The following is a 15,810-nucleotide window of genomic DNA, read 5'->3' as shown; positions in this document are numbered from 1 at the left end:
GCGTTGCAGGAGTGTTTCGTCATCGACCTGCTGCGGAGTGCGCGATGTATCGACTGTCTTTCGGATGGATGCCTGCCATCGCCGCCGCGGCGCTGATCCTGCTCAGCGCCAGCCCGCCGGCCACAGCCGGCAGCCTGCGCGATGCGCTGATGCAACGACGCGCCAACGCCAGTGCATCCGCCCCGGTGGCGGTTCCGGCAGGCACCCGCGTGATCCACGACGTGGCCTACGGCAGCGACTCGCGCCAGCGCTTCGACGTCTACGCACCGCCGCATGCCCGGCGCGCACCGGTGATCCTGATGGTGCACGGCGGCGGCTGGCGTCGCGGCGACAAGGCGATGGCGAACGTGGTGGCGAACAAGCTCGCGCGCTGGTTGCCGCGCGGCTTCATCGTCATCTCGGTGAACTACCGCATGCGCCCGGATACCGCACCGCTGCAGCAGGCCACCGACGTGGCCCGCGCCCTGGCCAGCGCGCAACGGCAGGCACCGCAGTGGGGCGGCGATGCGCAGCGCTTCATCCTGATGGGCCATTCTGCCGGCGCCCACCTGGTCGCCCTGATCAGCGCCGAACCCGGGCTGGTGCGGGCGCAGGGTGCGCAACCCTGGCTGGGCACGATCTCCCTGGATGGCGGCAGCCTGGACGTGGTGCAGACCATGCAGTCGCGCCATCTTCCATTGTTCGACGAGGCGTTCGGTGCCGATCCCGCCGAGTGGCGCGCCGCGTCGCCCCTGCAGCGCCTGCACGGCCGCATCGCGCCGTTCCTTGCCGTGTGCTCCAGCCGGCGGGTCGATTCGTGCGCGCAGTCGCACGCCTTCGTCGACAAGGCGCGCTCGTTCGGCAGCCACGCCAGCGTGCTGGAAGAAGACTTGGCCCATGGCGAGATCAACCGCCAACTGGGCCTGCCTTCGGATTACACGCTGGCCGTCGAGCGCTTCATGGCCACCCTCGATCCTGCGGTCGCGCGTCTGCTGGACGACCGCGCAGCGCGCGTCGCCGCGTTGCCAGTGATCATTCGCTGAGTACACGGGTCGCCGGAGTACGATGCATCGGCACGGGATGAACGGTGGGGAGCTGCCTTGAACGCCTCGACGCTGTGGTGGGGTCTGCTGTTCGGCTCGATCGGGCTGGGCTTCTTCGTCTACGGCAGAAAGCAGCGCGCGATCGTGCCGCTGGTCTGCGGCATCGCCCTGATGGTGTTTCCGTATTTCGTCAGCGGCACCGCGTGGCTGATCATCGTCGGCGTGGTGCTGGTCGCGATTCCCCGGTTCGTCAGCCTGTGAGGCGAACGCCCAAGAAAAAAGCCCGCGGAAGCCGCGGGCTTTTCTGTGAATCCGTGGTGGAGCGGATGGGGATCGAACCCACGACCTCCACGATGCGAACGTGGCGCTCTCCCAGCTGAGCTACCGCCCCACGGAAGCCGCGAATATTAGCAGCGTGGGTGGGCTTCGCCAAGACCCCGGCTGGCCGATGGTGAAGCGCGGCGATCCATCGACCCTGTGCCGGACGGGCTTGCGCAGACGGGTGAGCCTTTCGACTTCGCGCTGCGTGCCTGCGTCCCGGTCGAACGGCGGACCAGGACGTGCGACGCTCAGTCCGGCAGCAGCCCGGGCAGGTCGTCGTGCAACACCTCGCGGCGCCAGCCTTCGAGGAAGTCCGGCCATTCGGCGGTGACCACGTATTCCTCCAGCACCTTGCGCGGGCACAGCAGGCCGGGCGGCAGGTCGAGTTCGCCGGCGCGGCTGTCGACCAGCTGCTTCATCTCGCCCAGCGCCTTCTTCGCCGCGCCCTGCGGGTGCGCCGGGATTTTTGCGGTCGCCGCGATTTCCTCGGCGCTGACGGTGGGCGCAATCAGCTCGAACAGTTCGCTGCGTTGCGCCGAGCGCAGGGCGCGCTGGCCGCGGCTGCGCTGTTCCAGGTCCGCCAGATGGGTCGGCGGCAACTCGGCCAGGTTCAGTGCGAGATTGTCGTCGAGCAGCCAGGGGCGCGGCACGTCGAGTCGACGCGCGCTGCGGTCGCGCCACAGCAGCAGGCGGCGCAGCAGGGCCTGGCGTTCGGGTGCCCATTCGGCAGCGCCACGCAGCGCACGTTGCGGTTGCGGGTCGCCGTCACGATGGCTGGCGCGCTGCTTCAGGCGGGCACAGTCTTCGGCGTGCCACGCGCTGCGGCCGCGCTGGCGCAGGCGTTCGTTCAATTGTTCGTGGATGGTTTTCAGATAGACCACGTCCAGCGCGGCATAGCTGCGCTGCGACGCAGTCAACGGACGCTGCAGCCAATCCGAGCGGGTCTCGCCCTTGTCCAGTTCGTCGCCGGCCAGTTCGGCCACCAGCGCCCGATAGCTGATGCCCAGGCCCATGCCGACAAAGGCGGCGGCGATCTGGGTGTCGAACAGTGTGTGCGGGCCATCGGGCAGCAACGGCGAGAGGGTTTCCAGATCCTCGCTGGCACTGTGCATGATGGTGACGGCCGGACCGGCGCCCAGCAGCGGCTGCAACGCCGGGCCGATGTCGAAGGCCAGCGGGTCGACCAGGGCGTAGCGACCGTTCCAGCCCAGTTGCAGCAGGGCCAGCTGCGGATAGAACGTATTGCGCCGCATGAACTCGGTGTCCAGGCCCACGGCGGCGTCTGCCGGTATCGTGGCCAGCCATGCCTGCAGCGCGTCGAGCGTGTCGATCCAGTCGGCGGCAGGGGTTTCGGGCAATGACATCGGTACTCCTTGGAAGGCGGCGCAGTCACTCGCGCGGATTGCCCTGTCGGCGGTTTGTGCCTATGGTGAGCAGCGCACGATAACAGGCCGCGCCCAAGGACGCCCATCCATGCCGAACAACGCCAACCTGCAGCGTCAGCGTTTTCTCGGTGGTGCGCTGGGGGTGATCGTGCTGGGGTTTGCGCTGACCTATCACTTTTTTCCGCGCCTGTTCCACGTCGATCCGACCCAGGCGCCGCGACGTTCGATGTCGCTGGGCACCGCGGCGCCGGGCAGCGGCCTGCAGCCGGAGCGCGCAACGGCGATCAGCGAACTCAACGCCGGGCCGCCGCTGACCCTGGCGCCGGCCGCGGTGATCGCCGCGCGCAACAGCGCCAAGGCCGACCTGCCCAAACAGCTCAGCGCCGACCCGCCCGAAGTGGTGGCCCTGCTCGACAAGGCCACCCGGGCGCTGCATGCGGGCGCACTGGCCGGCGGCGAGGACAGCGCTGCGGCCCTGTTCGAGCAGGCGTTGAAGCAGAAGCCCGACAGCCGCCGCGCCGTGCAGGGCCTGTTCGACGTGCGTGCGCGCCTGGTGGCGGAGATCGACCAGGACATCGCGGTGGGTGACGTGGACGCCGCGCATGACCTGCTCGACGCCTTGCGCACGCTGCCCAACGCCGAGGCCGAAGTGGCGCAACTGGAAACCGGCCTGCAGACGCTGGAGAAGGTGCGCCCGATGCTGGCCCGGGCAGCGGGCCTGCTGCAACAGGGCAAGGCCGACCGCCCCGACGGTGGCAGCGCGCTGGACCTGTATCGCGACGTGCAGAAGCTGGACCCGCAGAATGCCGTGGCCGAGCAGGGCATCCTGCAGGTGCAGCGTGCCGTGCTGGACCGGGCGCTGGCGGCGGTGGCGCAGAACGATTTCGCCGGCGCCGACGGCGAACTGGCCAGGGCGCAGCAGATCCGTCCCGGCACCCAGCAGATGCGCGACGTGCACCAGCGCGTGGACGACATGCGCGAGCAGCGTGCCCGCGGAATACTTGCCCAGGCGCATACCGCGCTGGATGCCGGCAACGTGACCCTGGCCATCAAGCTGGCCGGGCAGGTCCGCGCGATCGATCCGGACCTGACAGGGCTGCCAGCGCTCGACGAGCAACTGGTCAACGCGCGCCTCTACGCCAGCTACAAGCCCGGCCAGGCCTTTGCCGACCATTATGTCGACCTGCAGGGCAAGGCGCCCACCATGGTGGTGATTCCCACCGGCAGTTTCATGATGGGTGCGCCGGCCGGCGACAGCGATCGGCTCGCCTCGTCGCAACCGCAACATGCGGTGACCATCGCCACCGGTTTCGCGATGGCGCGCAGTGCGGTGACGGTGGTCCAGTTCCGCGAGTTCGTGCGTGCCAGCGGCTACGTGCCCGATTCGATCCGGCTGGGTGGCGCCAGCGTGTACGACGAGCGCAGCGGCGTCCTGCGCGACGACAGCACCGCCACCTGGGAAGACGACTACGCCGGTCGCAAGGCCGACGACAACCTGCCGGTGGTGAACGTGTCCTGGGCCGATGCCACGGCTTACGCGGCGTGGCTGCAGCAGCGCACCGGCAAGACTTATCGACTGCCCAGCGAAGCGGAGTTCGAGTACGCGCTGCGCGGTGGCACGAAGACACGTTACTGGTGGGGCGACGGGGTGCCGTCGCACCCGGTGGAGAACCTGACCGGCTCCGCCGACCGCTCACGCAGTGGCCGACGCTGGAGCAACGCCTTCCGCGGCTATCGCGACGGCCACTGGGGGCCGGCGCCGGTGATGAGCTTCGCCGCCAACCCGTTCGGCCTGTTCGACATCGACGGCAACGTTTCCGAATGGGTGGTCGACTGCTGGCACGACAGCTACCTGCGTGCGCCCACCGACGGCAGTGCCTGGGTCAACCCCGGCTGCCGCGCCCACGTGCTGCGCGGCGGTTCCTGGGGCAGTTCGCCCGAACAGGTCGAGTCGGCCTACCGCCAGGGCGCCAACGGCGACGCCCGCAGCGCCCGCGTGGGCTTCCGCGTGGTGCGCGAGCTGTAGGCATGAAAAACCCCGCGCGAGGCGGGGTTCTTCGAGAGCTGGTACCGGTGAGAGGACTCGAACCTCCACTGTGTCACCACAAGCGGATTTTGAGTCCGCCGCGTCTACCATTCCGCCACACCGGCATGTGTGAGTGGGGGATTATGCCGGGTTCAGTGCACGCGGTCGAGTCCCAGCTGGCGCACGTCGCGTCCGTACCAGCGGTCCTCGGGCAGGGGCTGGAACACCGAACAGCGGACCATCGGGCCGGAATAGATGTGCAGGCTGACGGTGACCGCGTCGTCGCTGGGGTTGCGGATGCTGTGGTATTCGTGCGGCGGGATCAGGCTGCCGGCCGAGCCGGCGCCGGCCTGGATCGAACCGACCGGCTGGAAGCAGTAGCGCTTGTCGTCGTGTTCCAGCAATTCGTACTGCACGATCTCCAGCGCACCGTTCCACACGCCCTCGACGCACCACATGCCGTCGTGGTCGTGGATCGGCGTGCCCTGGCCCGGCCCCCAGGTCATCGCGACCACGCAGTAGCCGTGCTCTTCGCTGCGGTACAGTTCGCGCCGCGCGTAGTGTTCGGCATTCGCCTCGAACACGCATTCCGGCAGGGTCACCGACTTGTCGCGGATCATCCTGCACAGGCTGTTGCGCAGGCTGTCGGTGAGCTCGTGGGTGGTCGACTTGGCCACGGCAGCGTCGATGGCGTCGATCAGGGTGCGGCTGCCGGGGAAATCCAGGGTAAGCATGGCGTTCTCGGGGAATGCGGGAGCTGTCTAGCTTAGCAGCGCGGCGATCAGCCGGCCGCCAGCCGGTTCAGGAAGCCGCCGATGGCGCGGCTGTAGTTTTCGATGTCGACCAGGAACGCATCGTGGCCTTGCGGCGAATCCAGCGCCACGAACTCGACCCGGGCACCAGCGGCTTGCAGGCCTTCGGCGATCTGTTCCTGCTGCTGCAGCGGAAACAGGATGTCGGTGCTGACGCCGATCACCATGGCCTGTTCGACGTGGATGCGCTTGAGTCCTTCGTGCACGCTGCCGTGGCCGTATTCGGCGATGTCGAACCAGTCGCTGGCGCGCGACAGGTACAGGTAGCAGTTCGGGTCGAAGTTGCGCACGAAGCGCCGGGCGTGGCCTTCGAGGTAGGACTCCACCTGGAACTCGCGGCCGAACGGTTCGTCCTCGCGCTGCTCCGGATCGAGCCGGATGCGGGCGAAGCGGCCGTTCCACTCCATTGCCGAGCGATAAGTGATCACGCCGAGCTTGCGCGCGATGCTCATGCCCAGGTCGGGATAACTGCCGCCCTCCGTGGCATGGATGTCGTAGCGGCCGTCGTTGAACTGCGGATCGAGCCGGATCGCCTCGCGCTGCAGCGAGCGGATCGCGATCGCGAACGGCTGCGCCTGGGGCGCGGTGTCCACGCTGATGTGGGTGCGCACGCTGCCCGGGTGCAGCAGCATGTAGGCCAGCGCGCTCATGCCGCCCATCGAGCAGCCGATCAGGCAGGCCAGTTGCGTGATGCCCAGGCTGTCGACCACGGCGTGCGCCGCGTTGGCCACGTCTTCCAGCGCCAGTTCGGGGAAGCTCAGCCGATAGGCTTCGCCGGTGGCCGGATCGTTCGAGGCGGGGCAGGTGGAGCCCTTGTCGCTGCCCAGCGAGTTCACGCAGATCACGAACCAGCGCCCGGTGTCGATCGCCTTGCCGGGGCCGGCCATGTCCTGCCACCAGCCGGGCGTCGGGTCCTCGTCGCATGAGGTCATGTGTGCGCTGGGCGACAGGCCGGTCAGCACCAGCACGGCATTGTCGCGGGCCGCGTTCAGCGTGCCCCAGGTTTCGTAGGCGACGTGCGCGCCGTGCAGTTCGCCGCCGCGCTTCATCGGGAAGGGCGAGGACAGGGCGAGGTAACGGCGCGCGTCGCCCATGGTCAATGCACCTTGTCGATGCTGATCTTGATCGGCGTCGTGCTGTCCACCGCGACCACCCCGGCGTCGCCTTCCAGGTCGCCGGGCCGGGCCTCGGGCTGGCCGCCGTGGCTGATCCGCGCGCCAACGAAGACCTGCGCAACCGAGGACAGCTTGAACGCCGGCGTCATCGCCATCGCGTCGGTCAGCGTGACCGTGGCGGGCAGGCTGGCGGGATCGAGTTTCGCCACCGCCAGCGGCATCGGCGGGCCGTCCGGCGAGCGGGCGTAGACGAACAGCACGTCGCCCGCGGCCAGCTTGCCCTTCAGCGCCGGCGCCAGCGCGACCTGCACCTGCAGCGCGGCGCCTTGCGGGGCGCTGGTGGCGGCGCTCGACGATGCGCCGGCCGGTGCGCCGCCGGCGCGGGCATCGGCCACGGCGATCTGTTCGGCGACGGATTTGGCCACGTTCGAGCCCGGTTCCAGCTGCGGTTGCAGCAAACGCCAGGTGGCGGCGGCGTCGCGGTAGTCGCCGTTCTGGAAATCGCTGATGCCGAGCAGCCACAGGCCGCGCTGGCTGTCCGGATGCAGCTTCACCGCCTGCGCGAGAAGTTCGCGCGCGCGACCCTCGATGCGATGGTCGGCCCGCGTCATCGAATCATTTTCGGCCCAGCCGATCATCGCCTCGGCGTTGTTCGGGTCCAGTTTCAGTGCGTGTCCGAAGGCGTCGCGCGCATCCGCCGGCTGGCGCAGCATGCTGCTGGTCTGGGCCAGCAGCATCCAGCCCTGCAGGTCGTCCGGCTGTTGTTGCAGATGGGTGCGCAGTTCGGTCAGCGCCTGGTCCATGGTCAGCGCGGGCGGTGCCTGCTTGCTGGCCGGGTTCAACGCGTTGGGGGTGCCCACCAGCAGGTACAGCGTGCCGGTGCCCAGCGGCAACACCAGGGCGATCAGCAGGGCCAGCGCGAACACGCTGCGCGGGCGGCCGGCTTCACGGCCCTGGCGCAGCAGCGGCAACAGCAACAAGGCCAGTGCCGCCGCGACCATCGCGGCAGCAATCACGACAAAAGCGATCTTCACCAGTCGTCCCCGGAATCGGTTGGTGTTTCATCCATGGTGCGGGCGGCACGACTACGCTGGCGGATCAGCACCAGCACCACGCCGGCACCGCCCAGCAGGATCAGCAGCGGGCCGAACCACAGCAGCGAAGTGCCGACGGTCAGCGGCGGGTCGTACAGCACGAACTCGGAGTAGCGGGCGACCAGGTATTGCCTGATCTCGTCGTCGCTCTTGCCTTCCTGCATCATCCTGAAAATCTGGTTGCGCAGGTCGCGGGCGATCGGCGCGTTGGAGTCGGCCAGCGTCTCGTTCTGGCACATCGGGCAGCGCAACTGATGGGTGAGGTGCTGGAAGCGCAGTTCCTGCGCGTGATCCTTGAACGGCATCGGCTCGATCGCCTGCGCGTAAGCGAAGCCGCCCAGCAACAGCGAAGCGACGAGGAACACCCGCAGCAACCGGCGCATCACGGCGCCTCCTTCAGCATCGCCGCGATCGCCGGCTTCAGTTCCTTCGCCATCACCTCGGGCGTGATCGGGCCGATGTGCTTGTAGCGGATCACGCCCTTCGCATCGATCAGGAAGCTTTCCGGCGCGCCGTACACGCCGAAGTCGATCGCGGTGTTGCCCGGTTCGTCGGCGATCAGCAGGGCGTAAGGATTGCCGTGCTTGGCCAGCCAGTTCTTCGCGTCCGCCGGCGGGTCCTTGTAGTTGTAGCCGACCAGCTGCACGCCCAGGGTCGGCGCCTCGGCGCTCAGCACCGGGTGCTCCACGCCGCATTCGATGCACCAGCTGGCGAACACGTTGAGCAGGTAGGGCTTGCCCAGCAGGTCGGCCTTGCTGACCTTCTGCGCCGGCTCGTACAGCTTGGGCAGGTTGAACTCCGGCGCCGGCTTGTTCAGCAGCGGCGTGGGGATCGCGTTCGGGTCGTGCTGGGTGTTCCACCAGATGCCGAAGCCGAACAGGCCGACCAACAGCATGAAGCCGATGAAAGGAAGCAGGCGGTTCATGCGCGGCTTTCCCCGACCTGCAGCGTGGCGCCGGCATCGACGACACCTTCAGCCTTCGCCGCCCGCTTGAGGCGGAAGCGCTTGTCGGTGGCGCAGACCACGCCGCCCAGCATCATCAGCAGGCCGCCACCCCAGATCCAGCGGATGAACGGCTTGGTGTAGAGCCGCAGCGCCCACGCGCCTTCGAGGTTGTTCGCGTCCATCGGCTCGCCCAGCGCCACGTAGAGGTCGCGGGTGACGCCGGCGTCGACGGCCGATTCGGTCTGCACCTGGCCACGCGGGTAGGTGCGTTTCTGCGGATGCATCACCGCGATCTGTTTGTCGCCCCGGGTGACCGTGACCGTGCCCTGGTCGGCGGTCCAGTTCGGGCCGGCGGTGTGGTGCACGCCGTCGAAGCGGAAATCGTAGCTGCCAATGTGCTGGGTCTCGCCGGGCGCCATGCGCACGTCGCGGGTCACGCTGAGCGATTCGGACAGCAGCACGCCGATCACGAAGATGCCCACGCCCAGATGCGCCAGCAGCATGCCGGCCATCTCGCCCGGATAGCGCCGGCCACGCGGTGCCTCACGCCAGCGCTTGATCGCATAAAGCAGCACGCCGACGACCACCCACACGCCGGCGGCGACGCCGACGATCGCCTTGAGGTTGCCGTCGACCAGGAAGGCCGCGACGATCGCGCAGGCCAGCGCGGCGACGACGACCCGCAGCAGCAGCCCCTTCAGCACCGGCGCATCGCCCTTGCCCCAGCGCAGGAACGGGCCGAACGGCATCAGCAGCACCACCGGCGCCATCAGCAGCGGAAACAGGAAGCCGAAGTAGGGCGGGCCCACCGAGATCCGGCCCAGGTTCAGCGCATCGCCGATCAGCGGGAACAGCGTGCCCAGCAGCACCATGGCCGCCGCCACGGCGAACATCAGGTTGCCGATCAGCAGCACCGTTTCTCGCGACACCACGTTGAACGCCTTGCCGCCCAGCACCTTCGGTGCACGCAGCGCGTACAGCAGCAGCGAGCCGCCGACCACGATGGTGAGGAAGGCCAGGATGAACACGCCGCGGCGCGGGTCCGAAGCAAAGGCATGCACCGAGGTGAGCACGCCCGAGCGGACCAGGAAGGTGCCCAGCAGCGAGAGCGAGAATGCGAAGATCGACAGCAGGATGGTCCACGCGCGCAGCGAACCCCGCTTCTCGGTGACCGCCTGTGCATGGATCAGCGCGGCGCCGACCAGCCACGGCATGAAGCTGGCGTTCTCCACCGGATCCCAGAACCACCAGCCGCCCCAGCCCAGTTCGGCGTACGCCCACCAGCTGCCGGCGACGATGCCGCAGGTGAGGAAGGCCCAGGCCATGTTGGTCCACGGCCGCGCCCAGCGCACCCAGGCCTGTTCCAGCTCGCCGCCGAGCAGGGCGGCGATCGAGAACGCGAACGCCACCGAGAAGCCGACGTAGCCCATGTACAGCATCGGCGGATGGAAGGTCATGCCCGGGTCCTGCAGCACCGGGTTCAGGTCCGCGCCGTCGCCCGGCATCGGCAACAGCCGTCCGAACGGGTTCGACGTGAAGATGATGAAGGCGAGGAAGCCCACCGCGATCAGGCCCATCACCGCGATCACCCGCGAGGCGAACACCTCGGGCAGCTTCTGGCTCAGCGCCACCAGGGCGATCGTCCACACGTTGAGGATCAGTATCCACAGCAGCAGCGAGCCTTCGTGCGCACCCCACACCGCGGCGATGCGGTAATACCACGGCAGCGCCAGGTTCGAGTTGTCGGCCACGTACTGCACCGAGAAGTCGAAGCGCAGGAACGCCCAGGCCAGGATGCCGAACGCCATCGCCACGAACACCGCCTGACCGGCCGCCGCCGGGCGCGCCACCGCCATCAGCGCACGATTGCCGCGCCACGCGCCGACCAGCGGCAGGATGCTCTGCGCCAGCGCCAGCAGCAGGGCGAGGATCAGCGCGAGTTGGCCGAGTTCGGGGGTCATGGCTTGGGGTTTCCCTGCATGGCGTCCTGAGCTGCAGCGCCTTCTTCGACCTTCTTGCCTTCATGCGCCTTGGCCATGGCGTCCTTCAGCTCCTTGGGCATGTAGGTCTCGTCGTGCTTGGCCAGCACTTCGGTGGCGACGAAGCGGGCGTTGTCCATGTGGCCGGTGGCGATCACCGACTGGTTGTCGCGGAACAGGTCGGGCAGGATGCCGGTGTACTCCACCGGCATTGCGCCGCCGGCGTCGACCACGGTGAAGGTGACCTTGAGCGAGTCGCTGGCGCGCTGGATCGAGCCGGCCTTGACCATGCCGCCGAGGCGGAAGGTCTTGTAGCTGGCCGCCTCGCCCGACTGCACCTGGCTCGGCGTCAGCAGGTAGTTCATGTTGTTCTGCAGCGCCAGCACGACCAGCACGGCGGCGACGACGGCCGCGGCGAGGATCGACAGCACGATGGTGAGTCGGCGCTTGCGGGTGGGGTTCATGGGCATGGTCGAAAACCGCCCCGGTCAGGGGGATGCTGGAGTGGAAGGGGGTTTGCGTTCCTGGCGCACGCTCTGACGCGCCAGCCGTGCGCGAAGTTCCCGCAGCACGCGGTGACGGCGCAGGCGTGGCGCGATGGTGTCGGCGATCAGCACGAGGAAGAACAGCGCATAGGCCGGCCACACATAGGCGGCGTAACCGCCCATCGCCAGGAAATGCTGCAGGGCGTTCATCGGTCGGCCTCGTTTTCGGCGATCTGGCGCACCCAGTCCTTGCCGCCTTCCAGCTCGAGCAGGTCGGTGCGCACGCGGCGGAACAGGCTGGCGGCGTAGTAGCACTTGGTGGCCAGGGTCATCGTCAGCAGTGGCCACAGCATGTCCCAGGACATGGTGGATTTGCCGAACACGTTGACCGTGCTGCCCTGGTGCAAGGTGTTCCACCAGTTCACCGAGAAATGCACGATCGGCACGTTGATGACGCCGATGATGGCGAGGAAGGCGGCGGCGCGAGCGCCCTGGCGGCGATCCTCGAACGCGTGGTACAGGCCGATCACGCCCAGGAACAGGAACAGCAGCACAAGCTCGGAAGTGAGCCGCGCATCCCAGGTCCACCAGGTGCCCCACATCGGCTTGCCCCACAGCGAACCGGTGACCAGGGTGATGAAGGTGAACGCCGCGCCGATCGGCGCCGATTGCATCGCCACGACCTCGGCCAGCTTGATTCGCCAGACCAGCGCGATGAAACCGGCCACGCCCATCACCGCGTAAATGAACATGCCCATCCACGCGCTGGGCACGTGGATGAAGATGATCCGGTAGGCATCGCCTTGCTGGTAATCGGCCGGGGCCAGCACCAGGCCGCCGTACAGGGCCACCGCACCCAGCAGCAGGGCCAGCGTCATCGCCCATGGCTGCAGCGTTCCGGCGAAGCGGTAGAAGGTTGGCGGCGAGCTCAGCCGGTGCAACCAGAGCGGAATCCAGTTAGACATGGTGAATCGTCATGCGTCCAGGGCAATACGGAGGGCGGCGGCGCAGGCCAGCGGCGCCAGCACCACGGCCAGCACCAGCGAGGCAGCGAGCCAGGCGATCGGTGCAAGCCACGGCAAACCCTGTTGGGCAGCCGCCACGGCGCCGGCGGCGAAGATCACGGCCGGTACGCACAAAGGCAGCAACATCAGGGCCAGCAGCATACCAGAGCGCCGGGTGCCGGCCGTCAGCGCCACCAGCACCGCGCCCAGCAGACTCAGCAGCGGCGTGGCCAGCAGCAGGGCCAGCAACAGCACGGGAATCACCGCGCCGGGCAGGTGCAGCATCGCGGCCATCAGCGGCGCAATCACGATCAGCGGCAGCGCGGTGGTGATCCAGTGCGCAAGGATTTTCATGCCCAGCATCAGCGCCAGCGGCTGCGGCGCCAGCACCAGCTGTTCCAGCGAACCGTCCTCGATGTCGCTGGAGAACATCGCATCCAGCGCCAGCAGCATCGCCAGCAGCACGGTGACCAGGATCACGCCGCCGGCGATCCGTTGCAGCAAGGTGTCTTCCGGCCCCAGCGCGAACGGGAACAGCATGGTCACGATCAGCGCGTACAGCACCGGCATCGCGATGTCGCCGCGCCGGCGCCAGGCCAGGGTGAGGTCGCGCCGCAGCATCGCGGCGCAGGCGGTGGCAAGGCCGGGATGCTCAGCCATGCATGCGGATCCGTCGCGGCTCGCCGCCGTGGAAGCTCACCGTGCCGTGGCTGGTGACCATCGCCGCGCCGCCGGCGTCGGTGTGCTTTTCCAGCAAATGGTTCACCAGGGCGATGCCGATGCGGTCCAGGTTCGCGTACGGCTCGTCGAGCAGCCACAGCGTGGCCGGCAGCAGAACCAGCCGGGCGAGCGCCGCGCGCTTCTTCTGGCCGGCCGACAGGCGCCGCACCGGCTCGTCTTCGTAACCGCGCAGGCCGACGTCGGCCAGCACGGAAGCCATGCCCAGGCCTTCGCGCGTGCCATGCAGGCCCGCGGCGATGCGCAGGTTTTCGCGGGGACTCAGGTCCGCCTTGAGGCCGAGCTGGTGACCCAAGAACAGGATCTGGCCTGCGCACTGGTCGCGCTGCAGCGCCTCACCGCGCCAGAGCAGTTCGCCTTCGCCGCGGTGGAGCAGGCCGGCCAGCATGCGCAGCAAGGTGGTCTTGCCGCTGCCATTGTCGCCCTCGACCAGGGCCAGTTCGCCCGCGTGCAGCTGAAAATCCAGCGGCGCGAACACCGGTTCGTCCTGGCGATGGAAACTCAGGGCCCGCGCTTGGAGCAGGGGCACGGCGGTGCTGGCGGCAGTCATTCCCGCGATTGTCCGCAATGGCGCCGGTGCTGTCCATGCGGCGCACTGCCGCTGAAGCTTCAGGCCACGGTGCGCAGCATGGCGGCGCCGGCGGCCTCGCCATGCACATAGGCCAGCTGCCCGTGCGCCCTCGCCAGTGCATCGAGGATGGCCAGGTCCGGGCCGATGGCGAACAGGCTGGGCTCGCTCCAGCCGCTGCTGCCCACCCCGATGGCCGGCAGCACGATGGCGCCGGGCTGGGCCTGCAGGGCGTCCAGCAAGGCGTGCTGGGCGGCCAGGTTCTCGGCCGGTGCGCGGCGGCGTGCCTGTGGATTCCAGGCGGTGATGAAGGCCCACGAGCGGCCGCCGACCACCTCGGCCAATGCGGCGGGCAAGGGCAGGTCGACCCGGATCGTGGCCCAGTTCACCGTGTCGATGCACACGTGGTACGCGGTCGAGCGGAATGCTTCGAGCAGGGCCTCATCCATGACGCAGCGCCGGCAGCGGAGGCAGGGTGGAGACAAACAATGCTGCCGCCGCGTCGATATCGATCGTCGCCACGTTCGGATTCTCGCGCAGCAGTTGTTCCAGCAATTGATCCTGGGCGCGGCCGCGTTCCAGCGCATAGGCATAGGGCAGGTGGGTGAAGGTGACCATGCGGTAGCGCGCCATGTAATGGGCGGGGATGCGGGCGGCCAGCAGCGCGCCCAGTTCGCGCTTGGCCAGGTAGTGCGGGTCGGCCACCGAGTCGCGCATTTCCACGTAGTTTTCCAGCGCCATCGCGGCGATCGCGTCGGCGTTGGGTTGACGCACGCGCTGGAATTCGGCGAACACCTCGGTGCTGTCGCCAGGCGCCGCGGCCAGCAGGTTCGCCAGCACCACGGTGTCCTCGAAGCCGCAGTTCATGCCCTGGCCGTGGAACGGCACGATGGCATGTGCCGCATCGCCGACCAGCAGCGCGCGGCCGTCCAGATGCCAGCGGTCGAGGTACAGGGTGGACAGCGTGCCGACCGGGTTGTGGTCGAAGTCTTCGGCGAAGCGCGGGATCAGCGACAGCAGGCCGGGGAACTGTTCGCTGAAGAACGCTGCCGCCGCGGTCGAGCCGGGCAAGCTGGCGAAGCTCGGCGCCGCGCCTTGCGCGGGCAGGAACAGGGTGACCGTGAAACTGCCTTCCGTGTTCGGCAGCGCGATGCACATGTAGCCGCCGCGCGGCCAGATGTGCAGCGCATGTGGCTCCAGCGCGTACTGGTCGCGACCACCGCCGAGTTGCTGCAGCGTGGCCGCGAGCTCGTCGGCGGGCGGAATTTCCAGCTCCTTGTAACCGTGGCCCAATGCTTCGATCCGCTCGCCCAGCGGCGCATGGGCGTTCATCGCCGTGCGCAAGGCCGAGCCGGCGCCATCGGCACCGATCAGCAGGCCCACCGTCTGCTCGCGTTCCACGCCCGCGGCGTCCGCCAGCCGGATGCGCTGCCGCTCGAAATCGGCGGCGACCAGGCTCTGGCCGAAATGAAAGGTGACCCCCGCCGCCTCGGCCGCATCCAGCAGCAGCATGTTCAGGGCGCCGCGCGAGACCGACCAGATCACCTCGCTGTCGTCCACGCCGTAGCGCTGCAGGGCGCTGTGGCCGTCGCGATCGTGCACCATGCGGCCGCGCATCATCACCGCCCGTTGCAGCACGTCGTCGGCCAGCCCGGCGCTGCGCAAGGCCTGCAGGCCGCGCTCGGCCAGCGCCAGGTTGATCGAGCGGCCACCGAGAAAGCCGGCCAGCCGCGGATCGGGCCGCTTCTCGAATACCTCGACCGCAAAGCCGCGTTGCGCCAGCTGCTGCGCCAGCAACGCGCCGACCAGGCCGCCGCCGATGAGGGTGATGCGAGGAGATTGCGTCATGTCAGGTGTCGTCAATGGCCGTGCATTTTTGAACTGACCTGAACAGGAGGCTTTCAGGTGTGGAGCGAAGGTCAATCAGAATCCGGCCGGTTGTGAAGGAACAGCCTGAATGCGCGGCCGCAGCAGGATCAAGCGTTAACCCCTGGCTCAATTCGTGGGCTGGCAGAATCGCTGGGTCAAGGTTTCAAGGCTTGGGAGGATGATTCCTTCAGCGCGTGCCGACTCATATTCTTCGGCGACGTTGTCCATCGTCCCCATATATGAGGACAGCAGGTCGGAGGCATCCGTATGTGCGTCGAATTCTGCGTCCGTCATGTCGTCTTCCCTGCCGTCGCCATGGGCAAGTTCTTGCTTTAGAGCACTTATTTTTTCCGCCAACAAGGGGATGATGACGGATAGGTCGTTTTCGCTTATGGAACGCATGGGATTTCCTCGTGCCGGCTCAAGAGAAGTAGTGGACAGGCACG

General features: G+C 68.1%; 18 protein-coding genes and 2 tRNA genes. 3 read left to right on the top strand and 17 right to left on the bottom strand.

What is annotated here, in order from left to right:
- The first annotated feature begins 44 nt into the window (after positions 1-44).
- Positions 45-1,022, top strand: a complete 978-nt coding sequence (locus I6J77_RS10210) for an alpha/beta hydrolase (protein WP_239308912.1) — start codon at positions 45-47, stop codon at positions 1,020-1,022.
- 57 nt (positions 1,023-1,079) lie between these two features.
- Positions 1,080-1,283: a hypothetical protein gene (locus tag I6J77_RS10205; RefSeq protein WP_204108890.1), complete on the top strand. Its 204-nt coding sequence runs from the start codon at positions 1,080-1,082 to the stop codon at positions 1,281-1,283.
- A gap of 54 nt (positions 1,284-1,337) precedes the next feature.
- On the opposite strand, the gene I6J77_RS10200 is transcribed toward I6J77_RS10205, so the two are convergent.
- Both I6J77_RS10200 and rnd read right to left on the bottom strand, forming a co-directional pair.
- Positions 1,338-1,413: transfer RNA gene (locus tag I6J77_RS10200), tRNA-Ala, on the bottom strand.
- Positions 1,414-1,591: 178 nt separating this feature from the next.
- On the bottom strand, positions 1,592-2,707 hold the full coding sequence (rnd, locus tag I6J77_RS10195) for a ribonuclease D (RefSeq protein WP_204108889.1): 1,116 nt from the start codon (positions 2,705-2,707) through the stop codon (positions 1,592-1,594).
- Between the two features lie 109 nt (positions 2,708-2,816).
- Between rnd and I6J77_RS10190 the strand changes: the two genes are divergently transcribed.
- The gene (locus tag I6J77_RS10190) at positions 2,817-4,754 is read left to right on the top strand and encodes a formylglycine-generating enzyme family protein (RefSeq protein ID WP_204108888.1); all 1,938 of its coding nucleotides are present in this window, start codon (positions 2,817-2,819) and stop codon (positions 4,752-4,754) included.
- Between the two features lie 39 nt (positions 4,755-4,793).
- Here the strand turns inward: I6J77_RS10190 and I6J77_RS10185 are convergent.
- From I6J77_RS10185 to I6J77_RS10115, 15 genes are all read right to left on the bottom strand, one after another.
- Positions 4,794-4,879 (bottom strand) — tRNA-Leu (locus tag I6J77_RS10185).
- Positions 4,880-4,906: 27 nt separating this feature from the next.
- Positions 4,907-5,488 (bottom strand): cysteine dioxygenase family protein, encoded by a 582-nt coding sequence (locus I6J77_RS10180; RefSeq protein ID WP_056714687.1) that lies wholly within the window; start codon positions 5,486-5,488, stop codon positions 4,907-4,909.
- Between the two features lie 47 nt (positions 5,489-5,535).
- The gene (locus I6J77_RS10175) at positions 5,536-6,660 is read right to left on the bottom strand and encodes a homoserine O-acetyltransferase (RefSeq protein ID WP_056766174.1); all 1,125 of its coding nucleotides are present in this window, start codon (positions 6,658-6,660) and stop codon (positions 5,536-5,538) included.
- Between the two features lie 2 nt (positions 6,661-6,662).
- Positions 6,663-7,715: a hypothetical protein gene (locus I6J77_RS10170; RefSeq protein ID WP_204108887.1), complete on the bottom strand. Its 1,053-nt coding sequence runs from the start codon at positions 7,713-7,715 to the stop codon at positions 6,663-6,665.
- Positions 7,712-8,158 carry a cytochrome c-type biogenesis protein gene (locus I6J77_RS10165; protein ID WP_056714679.1) on the bottom strand — a complete coding sequence of 149 codons (447 nt, stop codon included), beginning with the start codon at positions 8,156-8,158 and terminating at the stop codon, positions 7,712-7,714. The genes I6J77_RS10170 and I6J77_RS10165 overlap by 4 nt, the downstream gene beginning before the upstream one ends.
- Complete coding sequence (locus I6J77_RS10160) at positions 8,158-8,700, bottom strand: DsbE family thiol:disulfide interchange protein (RefSeq protein ID WP_056714676.1); 543 nt, start codon at positions 8,698-8,700, stop codon at positions 8,158-8,160. The genes I6J77_RS10165 and I6J77_RS10160 overlap by 1 nt, the downstream gene beginning before the upstream one ends.
- On the bottom strand, positions 8,697-10,682 hold the full coding sequence (locus I6J77_RS10155) for a heme lyase CcmF/NrfE family subunit (RefSeq protein ID WP_204108886.1): 1,986 nt from the start codon (positions 10,680-10,682) through the stop codon (positions 8,697-8,699). The genes I6J77_RS10160 and I6J77_RS10155 overlap by 4 nt, the downstream gene beginning before the upstream one ends.
- The gene (ccmE, locus tag I6J77_RS10150) at positions 10,679-11,164 is read right to left on the bottom strand and encodes a cytochrome c maturation protein CcmE (RefSeq protein WP_200946173.1); all 486 of its coding nucleotides are present in this window, start codon (positions 11,162-11,164) and stop codon (positions 10,679-10,681) included. Before ccmE ends, I6J77_RS10155 begins: the two co-directional genes overlap by 4 nt.
- Before the next feature lie 24 nt (positions 11,165-11,188).
- Positions 11,189-11,386, bottom strand: coding sequence for a heme exporter protein CcmD (gene ccmD / locus I6J77_RS10145; protein WP_204111455.1), 198 nt, complete (start codon positions 11,384-11,386; stop codon positions 11,189-11,191).
- A gap of 5 nt (positions 11,387-11,391) precedes the next feature.
- Positions 11,392-12,150, bottom strand: a complete 759-nt coding sequence (locus I6J77_RS10140; protein ID WP_204108885.1) for a heme ABC transporter permease — start codon at positions 12,148-12,150, stop codon at positions 11,392-11,394.
- Between the two features lie 9 nt (positions 12,151-12,159).
- The gene (gene ccmB, locus I6J77_RS10135) at positions 12,160-12,849 is read right to left on the bottom strand and encodes a heme exporter protein CcmB (protein WP_204108884.1); all 690 of its coding nucleotides are present in this window, start codon (positions 12,847-12,849) and stop codon (positions 12,160-12,162) included.
- A complete protein-coding gene (ccmA, locus tag I6J77_RS10130) occupies positions 12,842-13,477 on the bottom strand; it encodes a cytochrome c biogenesis heme-transporting ATPase CcmA (RefSeq protein WP_204108883.1) in 636 nt (211 codons plus the stop codon). The genes ccmB and ccmA overlap by 8 nt, the downstream gene beginning before the upstream one ends.
- A gap of 59 nt (positions 13,478-13,536) precedes the next feature.
- The gene (locus I6J77_RS10125; protein WP_204108882.1) at positions 13,537-13,944 is read right to left on the bottom strand and encodes a DUF3293 domain-containing protein; all 408 of its coding nucleotides are present in this window, start codon (positions 13,942-13,944) and stop codon (positions 13,537-13,539) included.
- The gene (locus I6J77_RS10120; RefSeq protein WP_204108881.1) at positions 13,937-15,343 is read right to left on the bottom strand and encodes an NAD(P)/FAD-dependent oxidoreductase; all 1,407 of its coding nucleotides are present in this window, start codon (positions 15,341-15,343) and stop codon (positions 13,937-13,939) included. Before I6J77_RS10120 ends, I6J77_RS10125 begins: the two co-directional genes overlap by 8 nt.
- Positions 15,344-15,490: 147 nt before the next feature.
- Complete coding sequence (locus I6J77_RS10115; RefSeq protein ID WP_204108880.1) at positions 15,491-15,766, bottom strand: hypothetical protein; 276 nt, start codon at positions 15,764-15,766, stop codon at positions 15,491-15,493.
- Between the last annotated feature and the right edge of the window lie 44 nt (positions 15,767-15,810).

Origin of the sequence: Rhodanobacter sp. FDAARGOS 1247, assembly GCF_016889805.1 — a bacterium.
Lineage (GTDB): Bacteria > Pseudomonadota > Gammaproteobacteria > Xanthomonadales > Rhodanobacteraceae > Rhodanobacter.
This window is presented reverse-complemented; position numbering and strand designations above follow the sequence as displayed.

Coding starts and splice junctions, on each gene's coding strand:
- I6J77_RS10210 (WP_239308912.1), top strand. CDS start 45: ATGTATCGACTGTCTTTCGGATGGATGCCTGCCATCGCCGCCGCGGCG.
- rnd (WP_204108889.1), bottom strand. CDS start 2,707: ATGTCATTGCCCGAAACCCCTGCCGCCGACTGGATCGACACGCTCGAC.
- I6J77_RS10190 (WP_204108888.1), top strand. CDS start 2,817: ATGCCGAACAACGCCAACCTGCAGCGTCAGCGTTTTCTCGGTGGTGCG.
- I6J77_RS10180 (WP_056714687.1), bottom strand. CDS start 5,488: ATGCTTACCCTGGATTTCCCCGGCAGCCGCACCCTGATCGACGCCATC.
- I6J77_RS10175 (WP_056766174.1), bottom strand. CDS start 6,660: ATGGGCGACGCGCGCCGTTACCTCGCCCTGTCCTCGCCCTTCCCGATG.
- I6J77_RS10165 (WP_056714679.1), bottom strand. CDS start 8,158: ATGCGCCGGTTGCTGCGGGTGTTCCTCGTCGCTTCGCTGTTGCTGGGC.
- I6J77_RS10160 (WP_056714676.1), bottom strand. CDS start 8,700: ATGAACCGCCTGCTTCCTTTCATCGGCTTCATGCTGTTGGTCGGCCTG.
- I6J77_RS10155 (WP_204108886.1), bottom strand. CDS start 10,682: ATGACCCCCGAACTCGGCCAACTCGCGCTGATCCTCGCCCTGCTGCTG.
- ccmE (WP_200946173.1), bottom strand. CDS start 11,164: ATGAACCCCACCCGCAAGCGCCGACTCACCATCGTGCTGTCGATCCTC.
- I6J77_RS10140 (WP_204108885.1), bottom strand. CDS start 12,150: ATGTCTAACTGGATTCCGCTCTGGTTGCACCGGCTGAGCTCGCCGCCA.
- ccmB (WP_204108884.1), bottom strand. CDS start 12,849: ATGGCTGAGCATCCCGGCCTTGCCACCGCCTGCGCCGCGATGCTGCGG.
- ccmA (WP_204108883.1), bottom strand. CDS start 13,477: ATGACTGCCGCCAGCACCGCCGTGCCCCTGCTCCAAGCGCGGGCCCTG.
- I6J77_RS10125 (WP_204108882.1), bottom strand. CDS start 13,944: ATGGATGAGGCCCTGCTCGAAGCATTCCGCTCGACCGCGTACCACGTG.
- I6J77_RS10120 (WP_204108881.1), bottom strand. CDS start 15,343: ATGACGCAATCTCCTCGCATCACCCTCATCGGCGGCGGCCTGGTCGGC.
- I6J77_RS10115 (WP_204108880.1), bottom strand. CDS start 15,766: ATGCGTTCCATAAGCGAAAACGACCTATCCGTCATCATCCCCTTGTTG.